This window comes from Leptolyngbya sp. PL-A3 (genome assembly GCF_039962325.1).
Classification (GTDB): Bacteria; Cyanobacteriota; Cyanobacteriia; order Elainellales; family Elainellaceae; genus Vacuolonema.
This window is the reverse complement of the sequence record NZ_JAMPLB010000006.1, coordinates 47,008-62,240: the sequence shown is the minus strand read 5'-3', so window position 1 is coordinate 62,240 and position 15,233 is coordinate 47,008. Positions and strand designations below refer to the sequence as shown.

Genomic DNA, 15,233 nt, shown 5'->3' with positions numbered 1-15,233 from the left:
GTGTCCTATAGGCGCGAACTCTCGACTTTAAAATTGCTGACCCTTGAGCCTACAGCGCTTTTCAAGCGCTTAAAATCTGGTTGTTTTTGTGAGAGCCGCACTCCGCGCGGCTTTCACAAAAACAACGGTGGCTGATGCAAGCGCAAAGCGCTGTAATACAATAATTTCTGATGTAATGAGACCATTTTCTCATGCGTAAACACACGAGAAAATGGCTTTTACGGACCCTTGCCTTATTCGATGTGGTTAACCTCAGTTCGGGATAAGCTGCAGTGCTCATTTTGGCGTGCGCAAAGCGCACGCCAAAATGAGCGTTTTCGAGTGCCGCGCGTTGCGCGGCACTCGAAAACGCCCTTAACCCGAACTCAGGTTGGTTAGGACAGTTTATTTTTGAAAAGCTCTGTGGAGTGAGGCTTTTCAGAGGTAAAGTTCCTGGTTCCCAGTATGTAGGGCTATACCTGTTAGGAAAAACGGCCTGAACTAATGGCATAAGTTTTAGCGGGGATCGCTTATTCCGGCAGGTGGATGAAGATTTTGTGCGAAATTCCTAACATTAAAGATGTAAACCCGCAACGCAGGAGACAACCGTTATGGGTATCGATGATAAAGTTAATGCAGCTGGCAAAAACATCGAAGGCAAGTTGCAGGAAGCCGCTGGTAATATAACTGGCGATTCTAAAGATAAAATGCAAGGTAAAGCTAAGCAGGTTGATGCTGAAGCTACCAATGCAAAAGAAGACCTGAAAGATGAAGTTAAAAAAAGACTAGACTAGTTTAAGTCTTTTACTTCACGCTAGTGTTCTGTCAGAGTTCTTTGAGAGGCTTTAAATTCCCTCTCAAATGGACTTCTAAGCGTTAGATTTTAATGCTTAAATCGGCAAGTGCTAGTGGTGTGGGAATACTTTAATAAAAAGAATGGTATGTGGTCTTCTAGGCTGCATACCATTGCTACGAATATAGCTAGTAAGCTGCGGCTTAAGTTTGCAACCTATGTTTTTGTGTGGGGTGCGAAGCACCCCACACAAAAACATAGGTAATGGATTTCCGCCTCAGCGTACTAGTGTACTCAGTGACAGATTAGAGGAAGCTCTTAAAGAGAAGTGATATAGCAGTAGTCACAAAGCCGTACGAAAAAGAGAGAGGTGGGACTTAGTCCCACCTCTCTCTTTTTCGTACAAACTATCAAGTAATAGCGCTATTACCACCAGCGGAGTTGCAGGTAAGTGCGCTCTGCCGTACGTTGCTCCTGCTCGGATACCCATTCTACGGGTTTGTAGGTACCAAACACACGATCCCAAATATCCAGGGCCATACCGAAGTTGTGGTGCCACTGACCATATTTGTGATGGACGTAGTGAACGGGCATAGGCAACCAGAACAATTTGATGGGGTTTTCGTGGCTGAGCTGATGGGCATAGGCTGAAAATGCAGCGAAGGCGATCGCTCCCGCAGCCCAGCCTAGCCCTGCTTCCACGGACACCAGGAACATCGGTGCAATGAGAATCACGGTTCCCTTAATATAATCAAAAAACTCCCAAACGACGCCCTGGCCTTCATTGCGCCGATGGTGATCCAAATGACGCTTGCCAAACCCGTCTGAGTAACGGTGCATGGCACGGTGAACCCAGTACTCCACCAGACTAGCCAGGAGAAACGCAGCAACAAAGCAAGCGATCGCAACCAACATAGAAATTATTCACTCCAATAAACACACCGGGGAGGCATAGCTTTACATTTTGACAAATTTCCCGGAGAAAGGTGCCAGGTCAAGCACACAACATCTAAATTTAGGGCACCCTATAGAGCTGTGATAGTCCTCCGTGCCACTTCTCACGCCGTTGAAGGACTGTCCTTGGCTCCACCTATGGCCCTTTTTAGCCTGGTGAGGTAGGATGCATCCCACTTTTGCAGATTTGGAAACCCACTTACAAAAGTGGGATGCATCCGGTGAGGTACGGCTGGATGGGGGACGAAATTTCCTATCTAGCCGTACCTCACCAGGCCGGGAAACGCTGTAACCAGAGTTCAGGGTCGCCTTTTCGGTTTCAACTGCTGATAAATCGAGGAGAATTGTTGGGCGATCGCCTCCCAGGTGTAATGCTGGCGAATCAACTGCTGGGCGCGATCGCCCATTTCCCTGGCTTCATGGGGATTTTGTAAGCAGTGCAGAAGAGCCTGGGCGATCGCTGGTGCTTCAATGGGCACTTCAAGCGCGGCCTGAGCCTGGGCAGCTTCGGGGAAGTGGCAACCCTGCGTGAGAATGGTTGGCAAGCCTGCCCCCATCGCTTCCAGAGCCGACAAACTAAATCCTTCCAGGCGGGATGGCAGAACGTAGATTTCTGCAGCGGCCAGGGCAGATTGCTTCAGTGTGCCTGACAAAAATCCTGTAAAAGTCGCTGAGGTATGGCATCCCCGCTCTAGGAGTAGATGCTCGATAGTGGGTTGATAGCCGACCAGATCGCTGCCTGCGATGACCAGATGAACGTTGGGCACCTGTTCTTGAACTTGACTAAATGCATCAATGAGGAGATCTAAGCCTTTTAAAGGGTCCAAACGGGCCAGATATAGAATGAGCCGCTTCGATCGCAGCTCCGGGAAGGCCTGCCAGAATTCAACTGGGGTATGAGGAGCCTCCAAGGATGACTGCTCCAGCCCATTTGGAATGACCGTCACTGGCCCGTTAACCCCTAGCAACCGTAACCCATCGGCCTCATGCTGAGTTAAGGCATGAACCATGGCCGTCCTCTCAAAAGCAGGCCGTTCAATCACATTAAAAAAGAGCCGTTTTTTCCAGGCTTTCTGGGCCAGGGCGCGAGGTTCCAACATGCCGTGGAGGGTGCGCAGGTAGGGTACGCCTGCATGGTGGCAGGCATGATAAACGGCCCACACCGGGTAGGCAAAGGCATTGTGCATGTGAACTACGTCATAGTCGCCAACCTCCTGATCGAGCCAATACCCTAACTCAGGACTGATGGTGTATTGCCGCAGCCAGCGGCGGGGAAAGTACTGCACCCGATAGCCTTCAGCTTGATGCCAGGTTTGGAGGGGAAGGGACAGAGAGCGATCGCCATCCGCATCCGTTGTTACCACATCCACATCCATACCCAACGCCGCTTCAGCCTGGGCTAAATGCTGCACCATCTGCGGTGGCCCACCATAAATGGCACTGAAGTAGGGAATCACATGAAGGATCTTCATAGGCTTCAGATTATGCCTTGCCAACACGGGCACAGTCGAGCGCTTGCATCAGCCCTTCAGCAAAGACCACAGGGCTAAAACGGGCGACTATTTGCTGGCTCTGTTGACCCCATTGCATACGGGTTTCTGGGTCGAGTTTATGGAATTGGCTGAGGCATTGGGCGATCGCCGACTCATCCTCCGGTGGGAAGACCAGCCCATTCTGGTGAGGATGCACCAGCTCTGGGCAAGCCCCTACTGTGCGGCTACAGAGAATCGGCAAACCTGCTGCACAGGCTTCGTTGACAACCAATCCCCACTGCTCTTGGAGCGCAGGGTGAATGAGGGCAGCAGCTAACGCATACCAATCGGGGAGAGCGTCATAGCTGAGAAAACCCGGCAGGTGAACGCAGTTCTCCAATCCCTCCTGGCGAATCAGGTTGCGGAGGGCAGGTTCTTCGGCTCCACTGCCACAAATCACCAGATCCATCGATTCTGGGCCATGAAGCTGATAGTAGGTGCCGTAAGCCCGGATTAGAGCTGCTACATTCTTGCGGGGAATCAGGCGAGTCACGGCCAGGAAATAGGGTTTGTGGGGAATGGCGGGTTGGCGTTGGCGGGCTATATCGGGTTGGCGACGGGCGATCGCCACCTGCTCAGCAAAATAAGCATTATCCACAGCGTCATACCCCAGAAAAATTCGCTCTGTTGCCATGCCCAAACGCATCAGATAATCGCGATGGGTTTCCCCTCCCACCAGCGCAGCATCGAAGCGGGAGACATAACGCCAGGATTTCCACCATTCTTTCCACCAAGCCCGTGGGGCATCATCCCACTTGCTCTCGCTCATTAAAATGGCCGGAATACCTTGCTGACGGCACCACTCCAGTGCCGCTCGTGACACCGGAAACCCCCATCCTGGAATGGCGAGTGCATCCAAATGCATGGATTTCAGCACGTCATTCAGCCGCTCAGCCGCTGCGGGAGACTCGAACTGGCGCATGGTCTCGTCTGGCACATCCGCATAGGGAAGCAATGTTTTTGTCGGAAAGGTGAGCCAGGACTGCACATTTCCCCAGGGATGCTCCCCCGTCTGATCCGTGACTTGAATGGCGGTGAGATCCCATGCTCGCTGGTCACAGGCAAACTGTGCCGCGCGTAAACGGGCTGCATGGTATCCGCCAATGTTGTAAAACAGAACGCCGATGTGCATAGACTGTCCTGGGCCGTGTATCTCTTCTTTCCAGGGAATCGTCTGCCCATCAGGTTTTTTGGTGTGCTCGCTTGCAGCTAGAGTTCGTTGTGGTGAGAGGGACACTGAGCGTCCCTCTCACCAAAACCTTCAGCCCTGAGGGGGGTAGTGCAATTGGGGCGATCGCACTGTCGCCAACCATCGCCGCTTCAGCCAGAGCACCAGAAAGCAGGGCCAAAATGCCATGCCAATCCAGGCGTAAATACCCGGCAGGTCACCGCCCCGGAGGAGAGGAACTAAGGATGCACAGAGAATGGCTCGCAGTAAAAGCCCAGCAAAGGGTTGAAGCTGGGTACTGAGCCGTACTAGGCGGGCCAGTACTCCTCCATAAACCAGGGCCAGGAAGGCGACGCCCAACGTGCCACCCTCGGCGTAAAACGAGCCAAAAATAGTGGGAGAAATGCCCAGAGTAAAGCCACTCTGGGGTGTGATAAGACCCAGCTTATTCATATAACCGCCCACAGGTTTGCCGGGCCAGAGGGAGCGGGGAATAGGCCGCATGAGAATTTCCAAATGTTCTCCTCCCAGGCTGTAGGGCAGTTGGTTGGGGTAAACCTGCTGGAGCAGCACAAAGCCATCCAGCATGTTGGCATCCTCAGCAGAAAAGGCTCGTTCCCAGGTGGCCTGCCGGAAATTGGCATCATCAGGGGTATAGCCCCGTAACGTGCCGGCGATCGCAAACAAACTCAAACCTACTGTTGCAAAGGCGGTCAGAATCAGGAGCCGCACCCGAGGGCGATAGGTAGACGAGAAGGTCACTCCAGCGGCCACCAACCACCCCAGAAATTGGAATCGCCCGGTTGAGCCGAAGGTCATTTGCGAAAGGGTCATCATAATCAGTGCCGCAATAATACGGGAAGGCCACGAGGAAAACCCTCCCCGTTTCCAAACGCAAAGCACCAGAGTCGCCACACCAACCAAGGCCAACGGGAAAAGGTAAAGGTAGCCGCTAATTTCAAAAGCGATAGATTGCCCGGCTCGAAGCTGACGCATCAGTTGCGATCGCAGAACCACCACCACTTGCAACATGATCAATCCCAACACCAGCAGGCGTGGACGTAGCCATTGCAGCAATCGTTGCTCGCCTCCGTTACCCGCCTTTAGCGGGGGAGGGTTTATCAGAGAGCGACGCTGCCACCAGGCATACCCTACCAGCAGAAATAGCTCCCCCAGCACAATTTCCCCCAGGGCGATCTCAGCAGCTTCCCGGGTAACGGCCATAAAGCCGAAGTTTTGCAGTTGAACCCAACCCCGACTCCAACCCAGGGTGACCGCTAAATAACGAAATGCCCCGCAGTAAAGCAGAAAACCACTAATAAGTAGAGGAATCTCATCATTGCGCCTCAACAACCAGCGAATGCTCAAAGCCACCAACACTAACTGAGTGAAAAAGAGTTCGGGAAAATAAAACAGGGGCATGGGTTAGCTCAGTTCCGTTGAAAGGTGGCAGAGGTGTTGACGCAGGTGATCCATCCGAAACTGAGGTGCAATACCCGAATGAGCTGCAAATTGGGCGAGCCGTTGAGGCTCTTGCAGGCAGGTTAGAAGAAATTGCGCGATCGCCTCTGGGCTTACCTCAGGCAAAACCAGACCGTTGACCTGATCCTGCACGACCGCTCCGCAGCAACGAGACGCTATGAGTGGCAGCTTCCAGGCCTGAGCTTCTAACTGAGTCAGGCCAAATCCATCGGAATGAGTCGGAAACAGGAAAATATCGGCCTGCTGATAGTAAGCAGCCGTTGCGCTGCGAGGCACAGCCCCTACCCAGCACAGATTAGGTGCCCTATGGGCAGCAACTAGATCTGGGTCGGCAGCTCCCACCAAAATAAACTGAATGGGTTGGTCAGCCAGCCGATGAGCTGCCTGAAGAAGCTCCTGAATGCCTTTGCGGGCGATCGCCTGCCCTAAAAACAACACCCGTAATGGCCGCTCAGGAGAAAACTGCTCAGGATATCGGCGCTGAAATTGTTCCATGGCTTCCTCCGGTTCGTAAACCAGCGGCAATAGGACCAACTTTTCAGCGGGAATGCCTTCTGCCTGAAGCCATTGGGCTGACCAGGGGGAATTGACAATAATGCGATCGGCTAACTGGCATTCCTCCAACCAGCTCTCCCAATAGCCTACCGGGAAGGGTTGCCACTGCTGCTCAGCCTTACGTCCCGGATCAATCTGCCCCAACACAAAAGACCAACCGCGCTGCTTAGCGAATCGACCCAATTTCAAAGCGGCATAGCTGTAGCTGAACAGGATGGGTCGGGAAACGGAGGTGTGCTGAAGGTGAGCGATCGCCCGCCGTTGAAACCAGTCGTTACGAGCTAAAATTCGAGTCCAGGCATCCGTCTTTCGCAGCCGATGCATCGCCTCAAATCGCAACAAATCTGCTGTAAATCCCTTTAAAGAGGCATTTTGGAGTTCGGGATGGTAGCGATCGGCCAGTCGCTGCATGCCGGGTAACGGTAATCGTAGGGAACTGGGTAGCACCCAGGCATCGGTCATCAGGTAACCCAAGAGGCCGCCCGCGTGCAGTGCTCGGGGGATACTGTAATGCTCCCGTGCACCGAGCTGACAACAAATCCAGTGCGCCCTGGCTCGCTTCATACTGATTCTCACGTAACCTGTCATTCTGGCTTGGATGGCTTCGGAGCAGAACCCCGGCCCCCTCCATGACCCTGACTTCTTCTTTCAGGGATATGAGGCGCTATCCGTGTAAATTGAATGGCTCTAGGGTCTGCTTTAGGAGTTGTTTCTTGCGAGGTGCACGAAAAACAACGTCTAAAGTAGACCCTGAACAGCTTTAAGAAGTCTTGGGCTGGGTCTTGAAAATCGCCAGGCAACGTTGCCATTCTGTGCAGTTCCCAGCTTTTCAGTATGAAGATGCATGTGATGTGCTACAACTTGCCCATGCGAGACGTAGAGCAGCAGACACATCCTCATAGTGAAGAGGAGCATGAGCTACATGACTTGGGGAGGTGTGTATTTTAGGCGATCGCTTAAAAACAATCGCGCCATTTTCTTAAAACCATGCTAAAAGTGTGGTTTTTAGTAGGGTAATTGTTTTTTCAGGCGCTAAATGTAGGCTCTTGTAGAAAAACCTGGTAAATTGATTCAATAACTAGTAAATTTGTATTGTTTCCTTCTGCCTGCACTCCCCTGAAGTTCTAAAACGCAGTCCTACGCCCCAACCTATACGGAAGCCCCTCAGTGCACATTAAGCGCGTCGAGCTATCCCATTTCAAGTCCTTTGGCGGCACCACGCAGGTGCCACTTTTGCCTGGGTTTACGGTCATTTCGGGGCCAAATGGCTCCGGGAAGTCCAATATTTTGGATGCGCTTTTGTTTGCTCTGGGCCTATCAGGGTCGAAAGGGATGCGGGCCGATCGCCTGCCTGACCTGGTCAACCAGAGTGTCTCCAGTCGTGGCAAGGCTACCATCGAGGCGAGCGTTACCGTTACCTTTGCCCTGGATGAGGAGGATCTCGCCACTCCTGAAGAAGAACCTGCGGTGCCCCCCTCCATTACGGATGAAGGAGAGGACGCCAACAGCGAAGCGTTAAATGGCAACGAAGCCAACGGAGACGGAGCCAAGGGTCGCCGAAATGGTCACTCCAATAGTCCCGTTATTGATCAGGGCATTCTGGCTCCCATCGTGCCCTTCAATGAGTGGAACGTCACCCGAAAGCTGCGAGTAACACAGCAGGGTACCTACACCTCCAACTATTTCATTAATGGCGAACCCTGTACTCTGGCTCAATTGCACGAGCAACTGCACCGCTTCCGTATTTACCCCGAAGGCTACAACGTAGTGCTCCAGGGAGACGTCACCAGCATCATCTCGATGAACCCGCGCGAACGTCGGGAGATTATTGATGAGCTGGCTGGCGTTGCCTCCTTCGACCGGAAAATCATCCAGGCTCGGGAAAAGCTCGACACCGTGAAGGAGCATGAGGAAAAGTTCCACATCGTCGAGCGGGAGCTGATTGCTCAGCGCGATCGCCTCGCCCAGGATCGTCTCAAGGCTGAGAAATACCAGCGGTTGCGAACCGAATTTCAGAACAAAGCCCAGTGGGAAGTGGTATTGGTATGGCGCTCCCAGGAAGCTCAGACCCGTCATCTGATGCAGCAGATTGAGGAGGGCGATCGCCAACTCACCGAGTTAGTCGCCCAGATTGCTCAGTGCCGCCAGCAGATCCAAATCACGACAACCCAACTGGAACAGCTCAATACCCACGTTAAAGCTTTGGGGGAGGACGAGCAGTTAGCCCTGCAATCCACCCTGGCCACTCGGGAGGCCGAGCTGCGCCAACTCCAGCGACAGGAAGAAGAACTGGCTGCGCGGCAGCGGGAGTTGATTCAGCAAATCAATCGCCTCCAACACGACAACCAGGAAAACCTGCAGGAGTTGGGCCAGGTCGAGCAGCAACGGCACCATCTGGAAACCGTTGAACTTCAGCGACTACAGCAGGAGCGCGATCGCGCTCAGCAAGCTTTAGAAGCCAACCGTGAACAGGCCAATGCTGTGGCTGCCGCTTCAGAAGCCTGGGTGCAGGAGCAGGCCGCACTGCACCGCCAGATTGACACTCTGCTGCATACCCTGGAACCCCAGCGCACCGAGCAAGCCCGTTTGCAGGAGCGAATTAACCAACTTCAACAAAAGATTCAAGAGCACCGCGACGGGTTGGAGGCGATCGCCCAATCCCTCACCGAAAAACAAGCCGAGCAAACCAGCAACCAACAAACTCTAGATTCCTCGCAGGCCCAAATTCAAAGCCTGGCTGATGAATTGGCTGCCGCTGAGCGGGAACTTCAGGTGCAGCAGCAAACCCAGACCCGTTTAGTGCAGGAGCAACGCGATAAGCAGCGGCAACTGGACAAATTAGAAGCTCAAGCTCAGGCGCAGCAAGAGGCTCAAGGGGCTGGAGCAGCCCAGGTGATTTTACAGACCGGCATTCCTGGGGTCTGTGGCCTTGTGGCTCAGTTAGGGCGTGTAGAACCTGAGTACCAACTCGCATTGGAAATTGCCGCAGGTGGACGACTCGGTAACGTCGTAGTCGAGGATGACGGCGTCGCCAGTGCGGCGATCGCCCTCCTCAAGGAACGCCGAGCCGGGCGGGCCACGTTCCTGCCGCTCAACAAAATTCGCCCTTCCAAACTACCCAGCCTCTCCGAGTGGAAGCGGCCTGAAGGCTTAATCGACTATGCGGTAAATTTGCTGGACTGCGAGGATCGCTATCGCTCCGTGTTTGCCTACGTGTTCGGTAATACGGCTGTGTTTACCAATTTGAATCTGGCCCGACCCCACATGGGCGAGTTCCGTATTGTGACCCTGGATGGCGAACTGCTTGAAACCAGTGGGGCCATGACCGGGGGCAGCATTGCTCAGAAGCGGGGTGGATTACGCTTCGGCACTGTTCAGCCTGGGGAGTCGGCCGAGGCTGAAGCCCTGCGCGATCGCCTGCGAGAAATTGAACGGATTTTGGGGCGTTGCGAAGGGGCGATCGCCCGAGCCAGCATCGCCGTGAAGGATCGCTCCCAAGCCCTGATAGAAGTGCGTCAGCAGCACCGGGAAGCCGAGATCCAGCAGCGCCAGGTGCAAAACCAACTGGCGACTCTGGTAGCCCAGGAAGCCCAAACCCGCACTCAGCTCTCGCAGAACTCCCAGGAGTTAAGTGAAGCTCAGCAGCGGCTGCAACAATTGGAGCAGGAACTCCCAGCGCAGGAAGCCGAATTGCAGCGGCAACGGCAAGTACTGGCAGAGATGGAGCAATCTCAAACCCACCATGAGTGGCAGCAAATCCAGACCACTATTCGCCAGCAGGAAGCCGAGCTGGGCGATCGTCAACTGGCACTCCGTACGGCAGAGCAACGGCTGCAAGATCTGGAGAACCAGCGTCAGCGGCTCCAGGAACGAATTAACCAACAACAGCAGCGGGTGCAGGAGCATCGTGATCAGCAAACGCAGGCTTCGAACCAACAGGCCGGCCTAAATCAGCAGCAAGTTGCCCTAAACCAACAGATTTTAGAATTGCGGGGAGCTCTGGCCGAGCTGGAGCAACGGTTAACCACCGCCAAACAGGAACGGGATGGAGCCGAACGACGCCTGCGGGAACAGCAGATGAGCCAGCAGCAGATTGAGTTTCAGCGCGATCGCCTTCAGGAAGCTCAGCAGGAGCGACGTACTACCCTACAAGACTTGCAAGCACAGCTCGCAGAGAAACAGGCAGAACTTCCCGATCCCTTGCCGGAAATCCCAGCAGATGTGACGGATCTGGCGAAGTTGCAAGGGGAGTTGCGATCGCTGCAAAAACGCATGGAGGCGATGGAGCCTGTTAACATGCTGGCTCTGGAGGAGTACGAGCGGACCCAGACCCGTCTGGAAGAACTCACCCAGAAGCTTTCTACTCTGGAAGAGGAGCGTACGGAGTTGTTGCTCCGGATTGAGAACTTCACGACCCTACGGCAACGGGCCTTTAAGGAAGCCTTTGATGCCGTAAACGCCAACTTTGCAAACATTTTTGCCCAACTGTCCGATGGGGACGGCCATTTACAATTGGATGACCCCAATGACCCCTTTGCCAGTGGTCTTAACTTGGTCGCTCACCCCAAAGGAAAACCAGTGCGTCGTCTGGCTTCCATGTCAGGGGGCGAAAAGTCACTGACGGCCCTCAGTTTTATCTTTGCCCTGCAACGCTACCGTCCATCACCGTTCTATGCTTTTGATGAGGTAGATATGTTTCTGGATGGGGCAAATGTAGAGCGTTTAGCTAAAATGATCAAACATCAGGCGCAGCAAGCCCAATTTATTGTGGTCAGTTTACGACGCCCGATGATTGAATCTGCCGAGCGCACCATCGGCGTAACGCAAGCCCGTGGAGCCTACACCCAGGTCTTGGGGTTGGATCTCCAGACCCAGAGCGCGTCTGGGTAGACAGCCCCTGTCTCTGTCTCCACCCAGTTGCCGTTACATCCGTTAATATGGAATACTGACCGAAATCGCTGAGTTGACAGCGCCCTCTACCCTACTTGCCCGATCCGAGATCAGGACTCGAACATGACCTCTGAACAAATTCGTCAACGCTCCGAAATTTTAGGGACTGAAGTGATCAACCGCAACACCGGACGAAAGCTGGGTGTTGTCAGTCAGTTGTGGGTTGATGTCGATCGGCGGGAAGTGGTGGCAGTCGGCCTGCGGGACAATATCTTTTCTGGCGTGGTTTCTGGAATTCAGCAAACCATGCTACTGGATAGCATTCGCCAGATTGGAGACGTCATTCTGGTAGATGATGACTCTGTTCTAGAAGATGACTTCAACCCCGAGGCCTATAGCAGTCTGATTGGTTGCGAAGTCATTACCGAGAACGGTGAAGTTTTAGGCCGGGTGCGTGGCTTTAAGTTTGACCCAGAAGACGGCACATTGCTGTCGATTACTATTGCCTCCGTTGGGTTACCCTTTATTCCGGAGCAGGTTGTGAGCACCTATGAACTCTCTATCGAAGAGGTGGTGAGCAGCGGCCCCGATCGCCTGATTGTGTTTGAGGGTGCTGAGCAAAAGCTGATGCAGCTCAGTGTCGGTCTGTTGGAGCGTGTGGGCATTGGCCGTCCCCCCTGGGAGCGCGACATGGCCGATGAGTACATCATGCCCACGTCTGTATCGAACCAGTTGGGTACGGGGGTTCGTACCCCGGCTGAACCGCTCCGTGCTCCGGCCCGTGACACCTGGGATGAGGATACCTGGGAAGAAGCGCCTCCTCTGCGCCGTCCCCTGCGCGAACCTCTGCGACAACCTGAGCCGGAGTATGTTTACGAGGAGGAAACCTGGCAGGACGCACCTGAAGTGCGCCGTGAACGCCGGATGCCCCCTCCTGCTCCAGCACCCGTCTATGACGACGACGAGGATGTTTGGGAAGATGATGATAATCCTCAACCCTACCGTGCTCCTCAGGTAAACATTCCCGAGCGCAGCAAAGTAGTTGAATACGACGAGGAAACGGATTACTAAGAAGATTTCCACATAAGAACTTCCCCATTATTTGGAAAAAAGGCGCGGCTAAGCCGCGCCTTTTTTCCAAATAATGGGGAAATTGTTTCTCAGAAATCTCCTAAGTCAAAAAGAGAGGGGGGGCATAAGTCCCCTCTCTTTTTATCTTGTTAAGATTAAGCTGCTACCTGAGGATTGGGCGATCGCGACAATACCTGAGTGACCTCCTGCTGAAGCCATTGCTCGAACAGTTCGTTCAGTAGGCGTTGGCTCATTACATCATCTAATTGTGCCGGAATCCGTTTTTCAACTCGTAGAATCACAAACCAATTGTCAAGCTGAAGCGGTGGCATCAACTCGTTGCAAGGAGCCATTGCCAGAACGTGAGCAAATTGGGGATGATAGCTACCCAGTTCAACTGGACCAATCAGCCCGTGGGTTTCAGCTTCAGGCCCCTGGGAGTACTGGGCTGCCAATTCTGCAAAGGTTTGTTCGTTTTCCTGAATCCGGAAATACAGCTCATCGGCGATGCCAGGGTCTTGAACGCGAATCATAGAGTAGACAACGCGATCAAGCTGAGCACTGCGTTCTAGAAAATAGGTTGGAAGGCGATGTTGCCACTTCTGTTGTTTGAAGGTTTGTAGCTTATGTGTGCGTTCGGCTTCGCCATCCCAATGTGAATTGGTTTCTCCGGCGTTGTCCCGGAGGGACGCGATCGCCTGGTCAATTAAAATCTCTCGTAGCAAGGGTTCGAGCAATTGATAGCGGTTTAGAAGGGGAAGTAGATCCTCCGATAAAATCGTTTGCTGATTAACCTGCAAAAGTGTAGACATGGCTGACATTCATGAAACGGTCTCTAGAGTTGTTTTTCGTGCGCTCAGCGCACGAAAAACAACTCTTTCAGTGAGCTTTAAAACACGTTCTAGAACTTGAATTAGGGAGCAGGCGTAATTGTGAGGTTATAAGAGGTGCTACCCGTCTGTGCATAGAAGTAGGCTTGAGCAATGTAGTTGCCTGCTGCTAGCGAACGGGTGATATTCTCATCACCTGTTCCTGTCCCTTCGCTCCGTTGTAATTCCTCACCCGCATCTACAATTCCATTATTGTTGACGTCCTGAATGAGCCGCAGGTCAGCATCAGCGCTGAGCCCGCTCAGGCTGAGGCTCACGCTTCTATCTGTGCTGATGTTAAAGCGGAAGGTATCAGAAGCATTATTAACGCCAAGTGACCCCGTACGAGTGGTTGTGCTCGTGACTGTACCGACTGTGACTTCAGTCGGTAGTAAATTGCTGGGGCCAAACGAGCCTGTATTGGACAAATTCAAGCTATAGGTACCCCCACCTTCAAATTGGCTGACCTGTAAGAAGTAGTCCCCCGCAGCGAGCGATCGCACGTTAATAACATCATCAACGTTATTCGATTGATTAGCGACCACGATCTGTTCACCAGAATCCACAATGCCATTGCTATTGGTGTCTCGAATCAACCGCAGGTCAAAGTCATTGCCTACCGCTAACCCTGTGAGAACTGCATTGAAGTTAGCGTTACTATCCAGCGTGAAGCGGTAGGTTTCAACAGCATCTACTGCACTTAACGACCCATTGGTGGTAAAGGGGGTAGCACTCAAAGCAAGGGTACCAACATTGGTCTCAGCCACAATCAAGTTATTGAGACTGCTTGAGGCACGCAGGGTATAGTTACTGCCCGTTCCTTCATACAGATAGGTTTGAACAATGTAATTGCCAGCTGCTAAGTTTCTAAGGTTAATCGAATCATCCGTGTTATTCGAGTTGTTACTTCGAACAATCTCGTCACTGGCGTCCACGATACCGTTGTTATTGACATCTTGTATCAATCGAATATCAATATCCGTACCGGTTGCAATACCTGTTATGGTGGCGCTGAAATTACTGGATGAGCCAAGGGTAAAGCGATAGGTATCTGACGCATCTCTGGTACTCAAACGATCATTGCGGCTGAAGGGTGTAGAGCTTGGAGTTCCTAAATTGAATTCCCTAGTCACCAAGTTGCTGGGCAAACTGGCTGTACGCGATAGCCTTAGAGTGTAGTTGCTGGTTGCTCCACTGAAACGGTAGGTCTGCAGAAAATAATTACCTGCTGCAAGGGAACGAACACTGATAGCATCGTCATTGCTACCTGTAGAAATAGAACTAACCAGGACGTCGGCAGAATCTACGATCCGGTTATTATTAACATCCCGAATCAAGCGCATGTTCACATTCGATCCGGCGCTAATGCCAGTAAGCGCTGCATTAAAGGTTCCAACCGCACCTAAGGTGAAGCGATAAACATCAACCGTATCAGTTGCACCGACTGAGTTAGTGCGGCTGTAAGGGGTGGCAGTCAAACTACCGGCATTGAATTCTAATGGCAGCAAGTTGCTGGGGCCTGTTCCTCGATTGGACAACCTCAAGGTGTAGTTTGTGCTGCTGCTTCCACTGCGAAGGACGCGAACAATGTAGGCACCTGTCGTTGTCAACCGACGATTGATAAATTCGTCGGCGCTGGCAGTACGGACTGAAGACGCGATCGCCCCACCGTCTGCTGCATCAATAACCCCGTTATTATTCACATCTCGAAACAGTTGAACATTTGCATTTTGGGTTAACCCCGTTAATGCAAGATTAAAGTTTGCAGCTGCGCTGATTGTGAAGCGATAAGTATCAACGGGATCTGCATTACCGACGAAATTTGTAGAACTCCGAGTGACGTTAAGGCCTAATAACCCTAAATTAACTTCTGCCATTTTCTATCTCCGGAAAAGCAATGTGAAAAACTTTAAACAGGCTTATCTTTTGAATGGCTTGAG

At 52.6% G+C, this 15,233-nt stretch carries 11 protein-coding genes; 4 read left to right on the top strand and 7 right to left on the bottom strand.

Annotated elements, in window-relative coordinates:
* Nucleotides 1-590 precede the first annotated feature (590 nt).
* Nucleotides 591-773, top strand: a complete 183-nt coding sequence (locus NDI52_RS07040) for a CsbD family protein (RefSeq protein ID WP_190774268.1) — start codon at nt 591-593, stop codon at nt 771-773.
* A gap of 425 nt (nt 774-1,198) precedes the next feature.
* Here the strand turns inward: NDI52_RS07040 and NDI52_RS07035 are convergent, their stop codons facing one another.
* Complete coding sequence (locus NDI52_RS07035; protein ID WP_190774269.1) at nt 1,199-1,687, bottom strand: sterol desaturase family protein; 489 nt, start codon at nt 1,685-1,687, stop codon at nt 1,199-1,201.
* A 205-nt stretch (nt 1,688-1,892) separates the two neighbouring features.
* Between NDI52_RS07035 and NDI52_RS07030 the strand changes: the two genes are divergently transcribed.
* Nucleotides 1,893-2,018 carry a hypothetical protein gene (locus NDI52_RS07030; RefSeq protein ID WP_277874870.1) on the top strand — a complete coding sequence of 42 codons (126 nt, stop codon included), beginning with the start codon at nt 1,893-1,895 and terminating at the stop codon, nt 2,016-2,018.
* A 7-nt stretch (nt 2,019-2,025) separates the two neighbouring features.
* Here the strand turns inward: NDI52_RS07030 and NDI52_RS07025 are convergent, their stop codons facing one another.
* The 4 genes from NDI52_RS07025 to NDI52_RS07010 form a co-directional block, all read right to left on the bottom strand.
* A complete protein-coding gene (locus NDI52_RS07025; protein ID WP_190774270.1) occupies nt 2,026-3,198 on the bottom strand; it encodes a glycosyltransferase in 1,173 nt (390 codons plus the stop codon).
* Nucleotides 3,199-3,208: 10 nt separating this feature from the next.
* On the bottom strand, nt 3,209-4,390 hold the full coding sequence (locus NDI52_RS07020; protein ID WP_190774271.1) for a glycosyltransferase family 4 protein: 1,182 nt from the start codon (nt 4,388-4,390) through the stop codon (nt 3,209-3,211).
* A gap of 129 nt (nt 4,391-4,519) precedes the next feature.
* Nucleotides 4,520-5,848 (bottom strand): O-antigen polymerase, encoded by a 1,329-nt coding sequence (locus NDI52_RS07015; RefSeq protein ID WP_199330890.1) that lies wholly within the window; start codon nt 5,846-5,848, stop codon nt 4,520-4,522.
* Nucleotides 5,849-5,851: 3 nt separating this feature from the next.
* On the bottom strand, nt 5,852-7,027 hold the full coding sequence (locus NDI52_RS07010; RefSeq protein ID WP_190774272.1) for a glycosyltransferase family 4 protein: 1,176 nt from the start codon (nt 7,025-7,027) through the stop codon (nt 5,852-5,854).
* 603 nt (nt 7,028-7,630) lie between these two features.
* Between NDI52_RS07010 and smc the strand changes: the two genes are divergently transcribed.
* Both smc and NDI52_RS07000 read left to right on the top strand, forming a co-directional pair.
* On the top strand, nt 7,631-11,353 hold the full coding sequence (gene smc, locus NDI52_RS07005) for a chromosome segregation protein SMC (protein WP_190774273.1): 3,723 nt from the start codon (nt 7,631-7,633) through the stop codon (nt 11,351-11,353).
* A gap of 123 nt (nt 11,354-11,476) precedes the next feature.
* Entirely contained in the window at nt 11,477-12,424 is a 948-nt protein-coding gene (locus NDI52_RS07000) for a PRC-barrel domain-containing protein (protein ID WP_190774274.1), read from the top strand.
* A gap of 155 nt (nt 12,425-12,579) precedes the next feature.
* Here the strand turns inward: NDI52_RS07000 and NDI52_RS06995 are convergent, their stop codons facing one another.
* Together NDI52_RS06995 and NDI52_RS06990 are read right to left on the bottom strand one after the other, a co-directional pair.
* On the bottom strand, nt 12,580-13,236 hold the full coding sequence (locus NDI52_RS06995) for a peptidylprolyl isomerase (RefSeq protein ID WP_190774275.1): 657 nt from the start codon (nt 13,234-13,236) through the stop codon (nt 12,580-12,582).
* A 101-nt stretch (nt 13,237-13,337) separates the two neighbouring features.
* The gene (locus NDI52_RS06990) at nt 13,338-15,170 is read right to left on the bottom strand and encodes a pre-peptidase C-terminal domain-containing protein (protein WP_190774276.1); all 1,833 of its coding nucleotides are present in this window, start codon (nt 15,168-15,170) and stop codon (nt 13,338-13,340) included.
* Nucleotides 15,171-15,233: the final 63 nt, after the last annotated feature.

Coding starts and splice junctions, on each gene's coding strand:
- NDI52_RS07040 (WP_190774268.1), top strand. CDS start 591: ATGGGTATCGATGATAAAGTTAATGCAGCTGGCAAAAACATCGAAGGC.
- NDI52_RS07035 (WP_190774269.1), bottom strand. CDS start 1,687: ATGTTGGTTGCGATCGCTTGCTTTGTTGCTGCGTTTCTCCTGGCTAGT.
- NDI52_RS07030 (WP_277874870.1), top strand. CDS start 1,893: ATGCATCCCACTTTTGCAGATTTGGAAACCCACTTACAAAAGTGGGAT.
- NDI52_RS07025 (WP_190774270.1), bottom strand. CDS start 3,198: ATGAAGATCCTTCATGTGATTCCCTACTTCAGTGCCATTTATGGTGGG.
- NDI52_RS07020 (WP_190774271.1), bottom strand. CDS start 4,390: ATGCACATCGGCGTTCTGTTTTACAACATTGGCGGATACCATGCAGCC.
- NDI52_RS07015 (WP_199330890.1), bottom strand. CDS start 5,848: ATGCCCCTGTTTTATTTTCCCGAACTCTTTTTCACTCAGTTAGTGTTG.
- NDI52_RS07010 (WP_190774272.1), bottom strand. CDS start 7,027: ATGAAGCGAGCCAGGGCGCACTGGATTTGTTGTCAGCTCGGTGCACGG.
- NDI52_RS07000 (WP_190774274.1), top strand. CDS start 11,477: ATGACCTCTGAACAAATTCGTCAACGCTCCGAAATTTTAGGGACTGAA.
- NDI52_RS06995 (WP_190774275.1), bottom strand. CDS start 13,236: ATGTCTACACTTTTGCAGGTTAATCAGCAAACGATTTTATCGGAGGAT.
- NDI52_RS06990 (WP_190774276.1), bottom strand. CDS start 15,170: ATGGCAGAAGTTAATTTAGGGTTATTAGGCCTTAACGTCACTCGGAGT.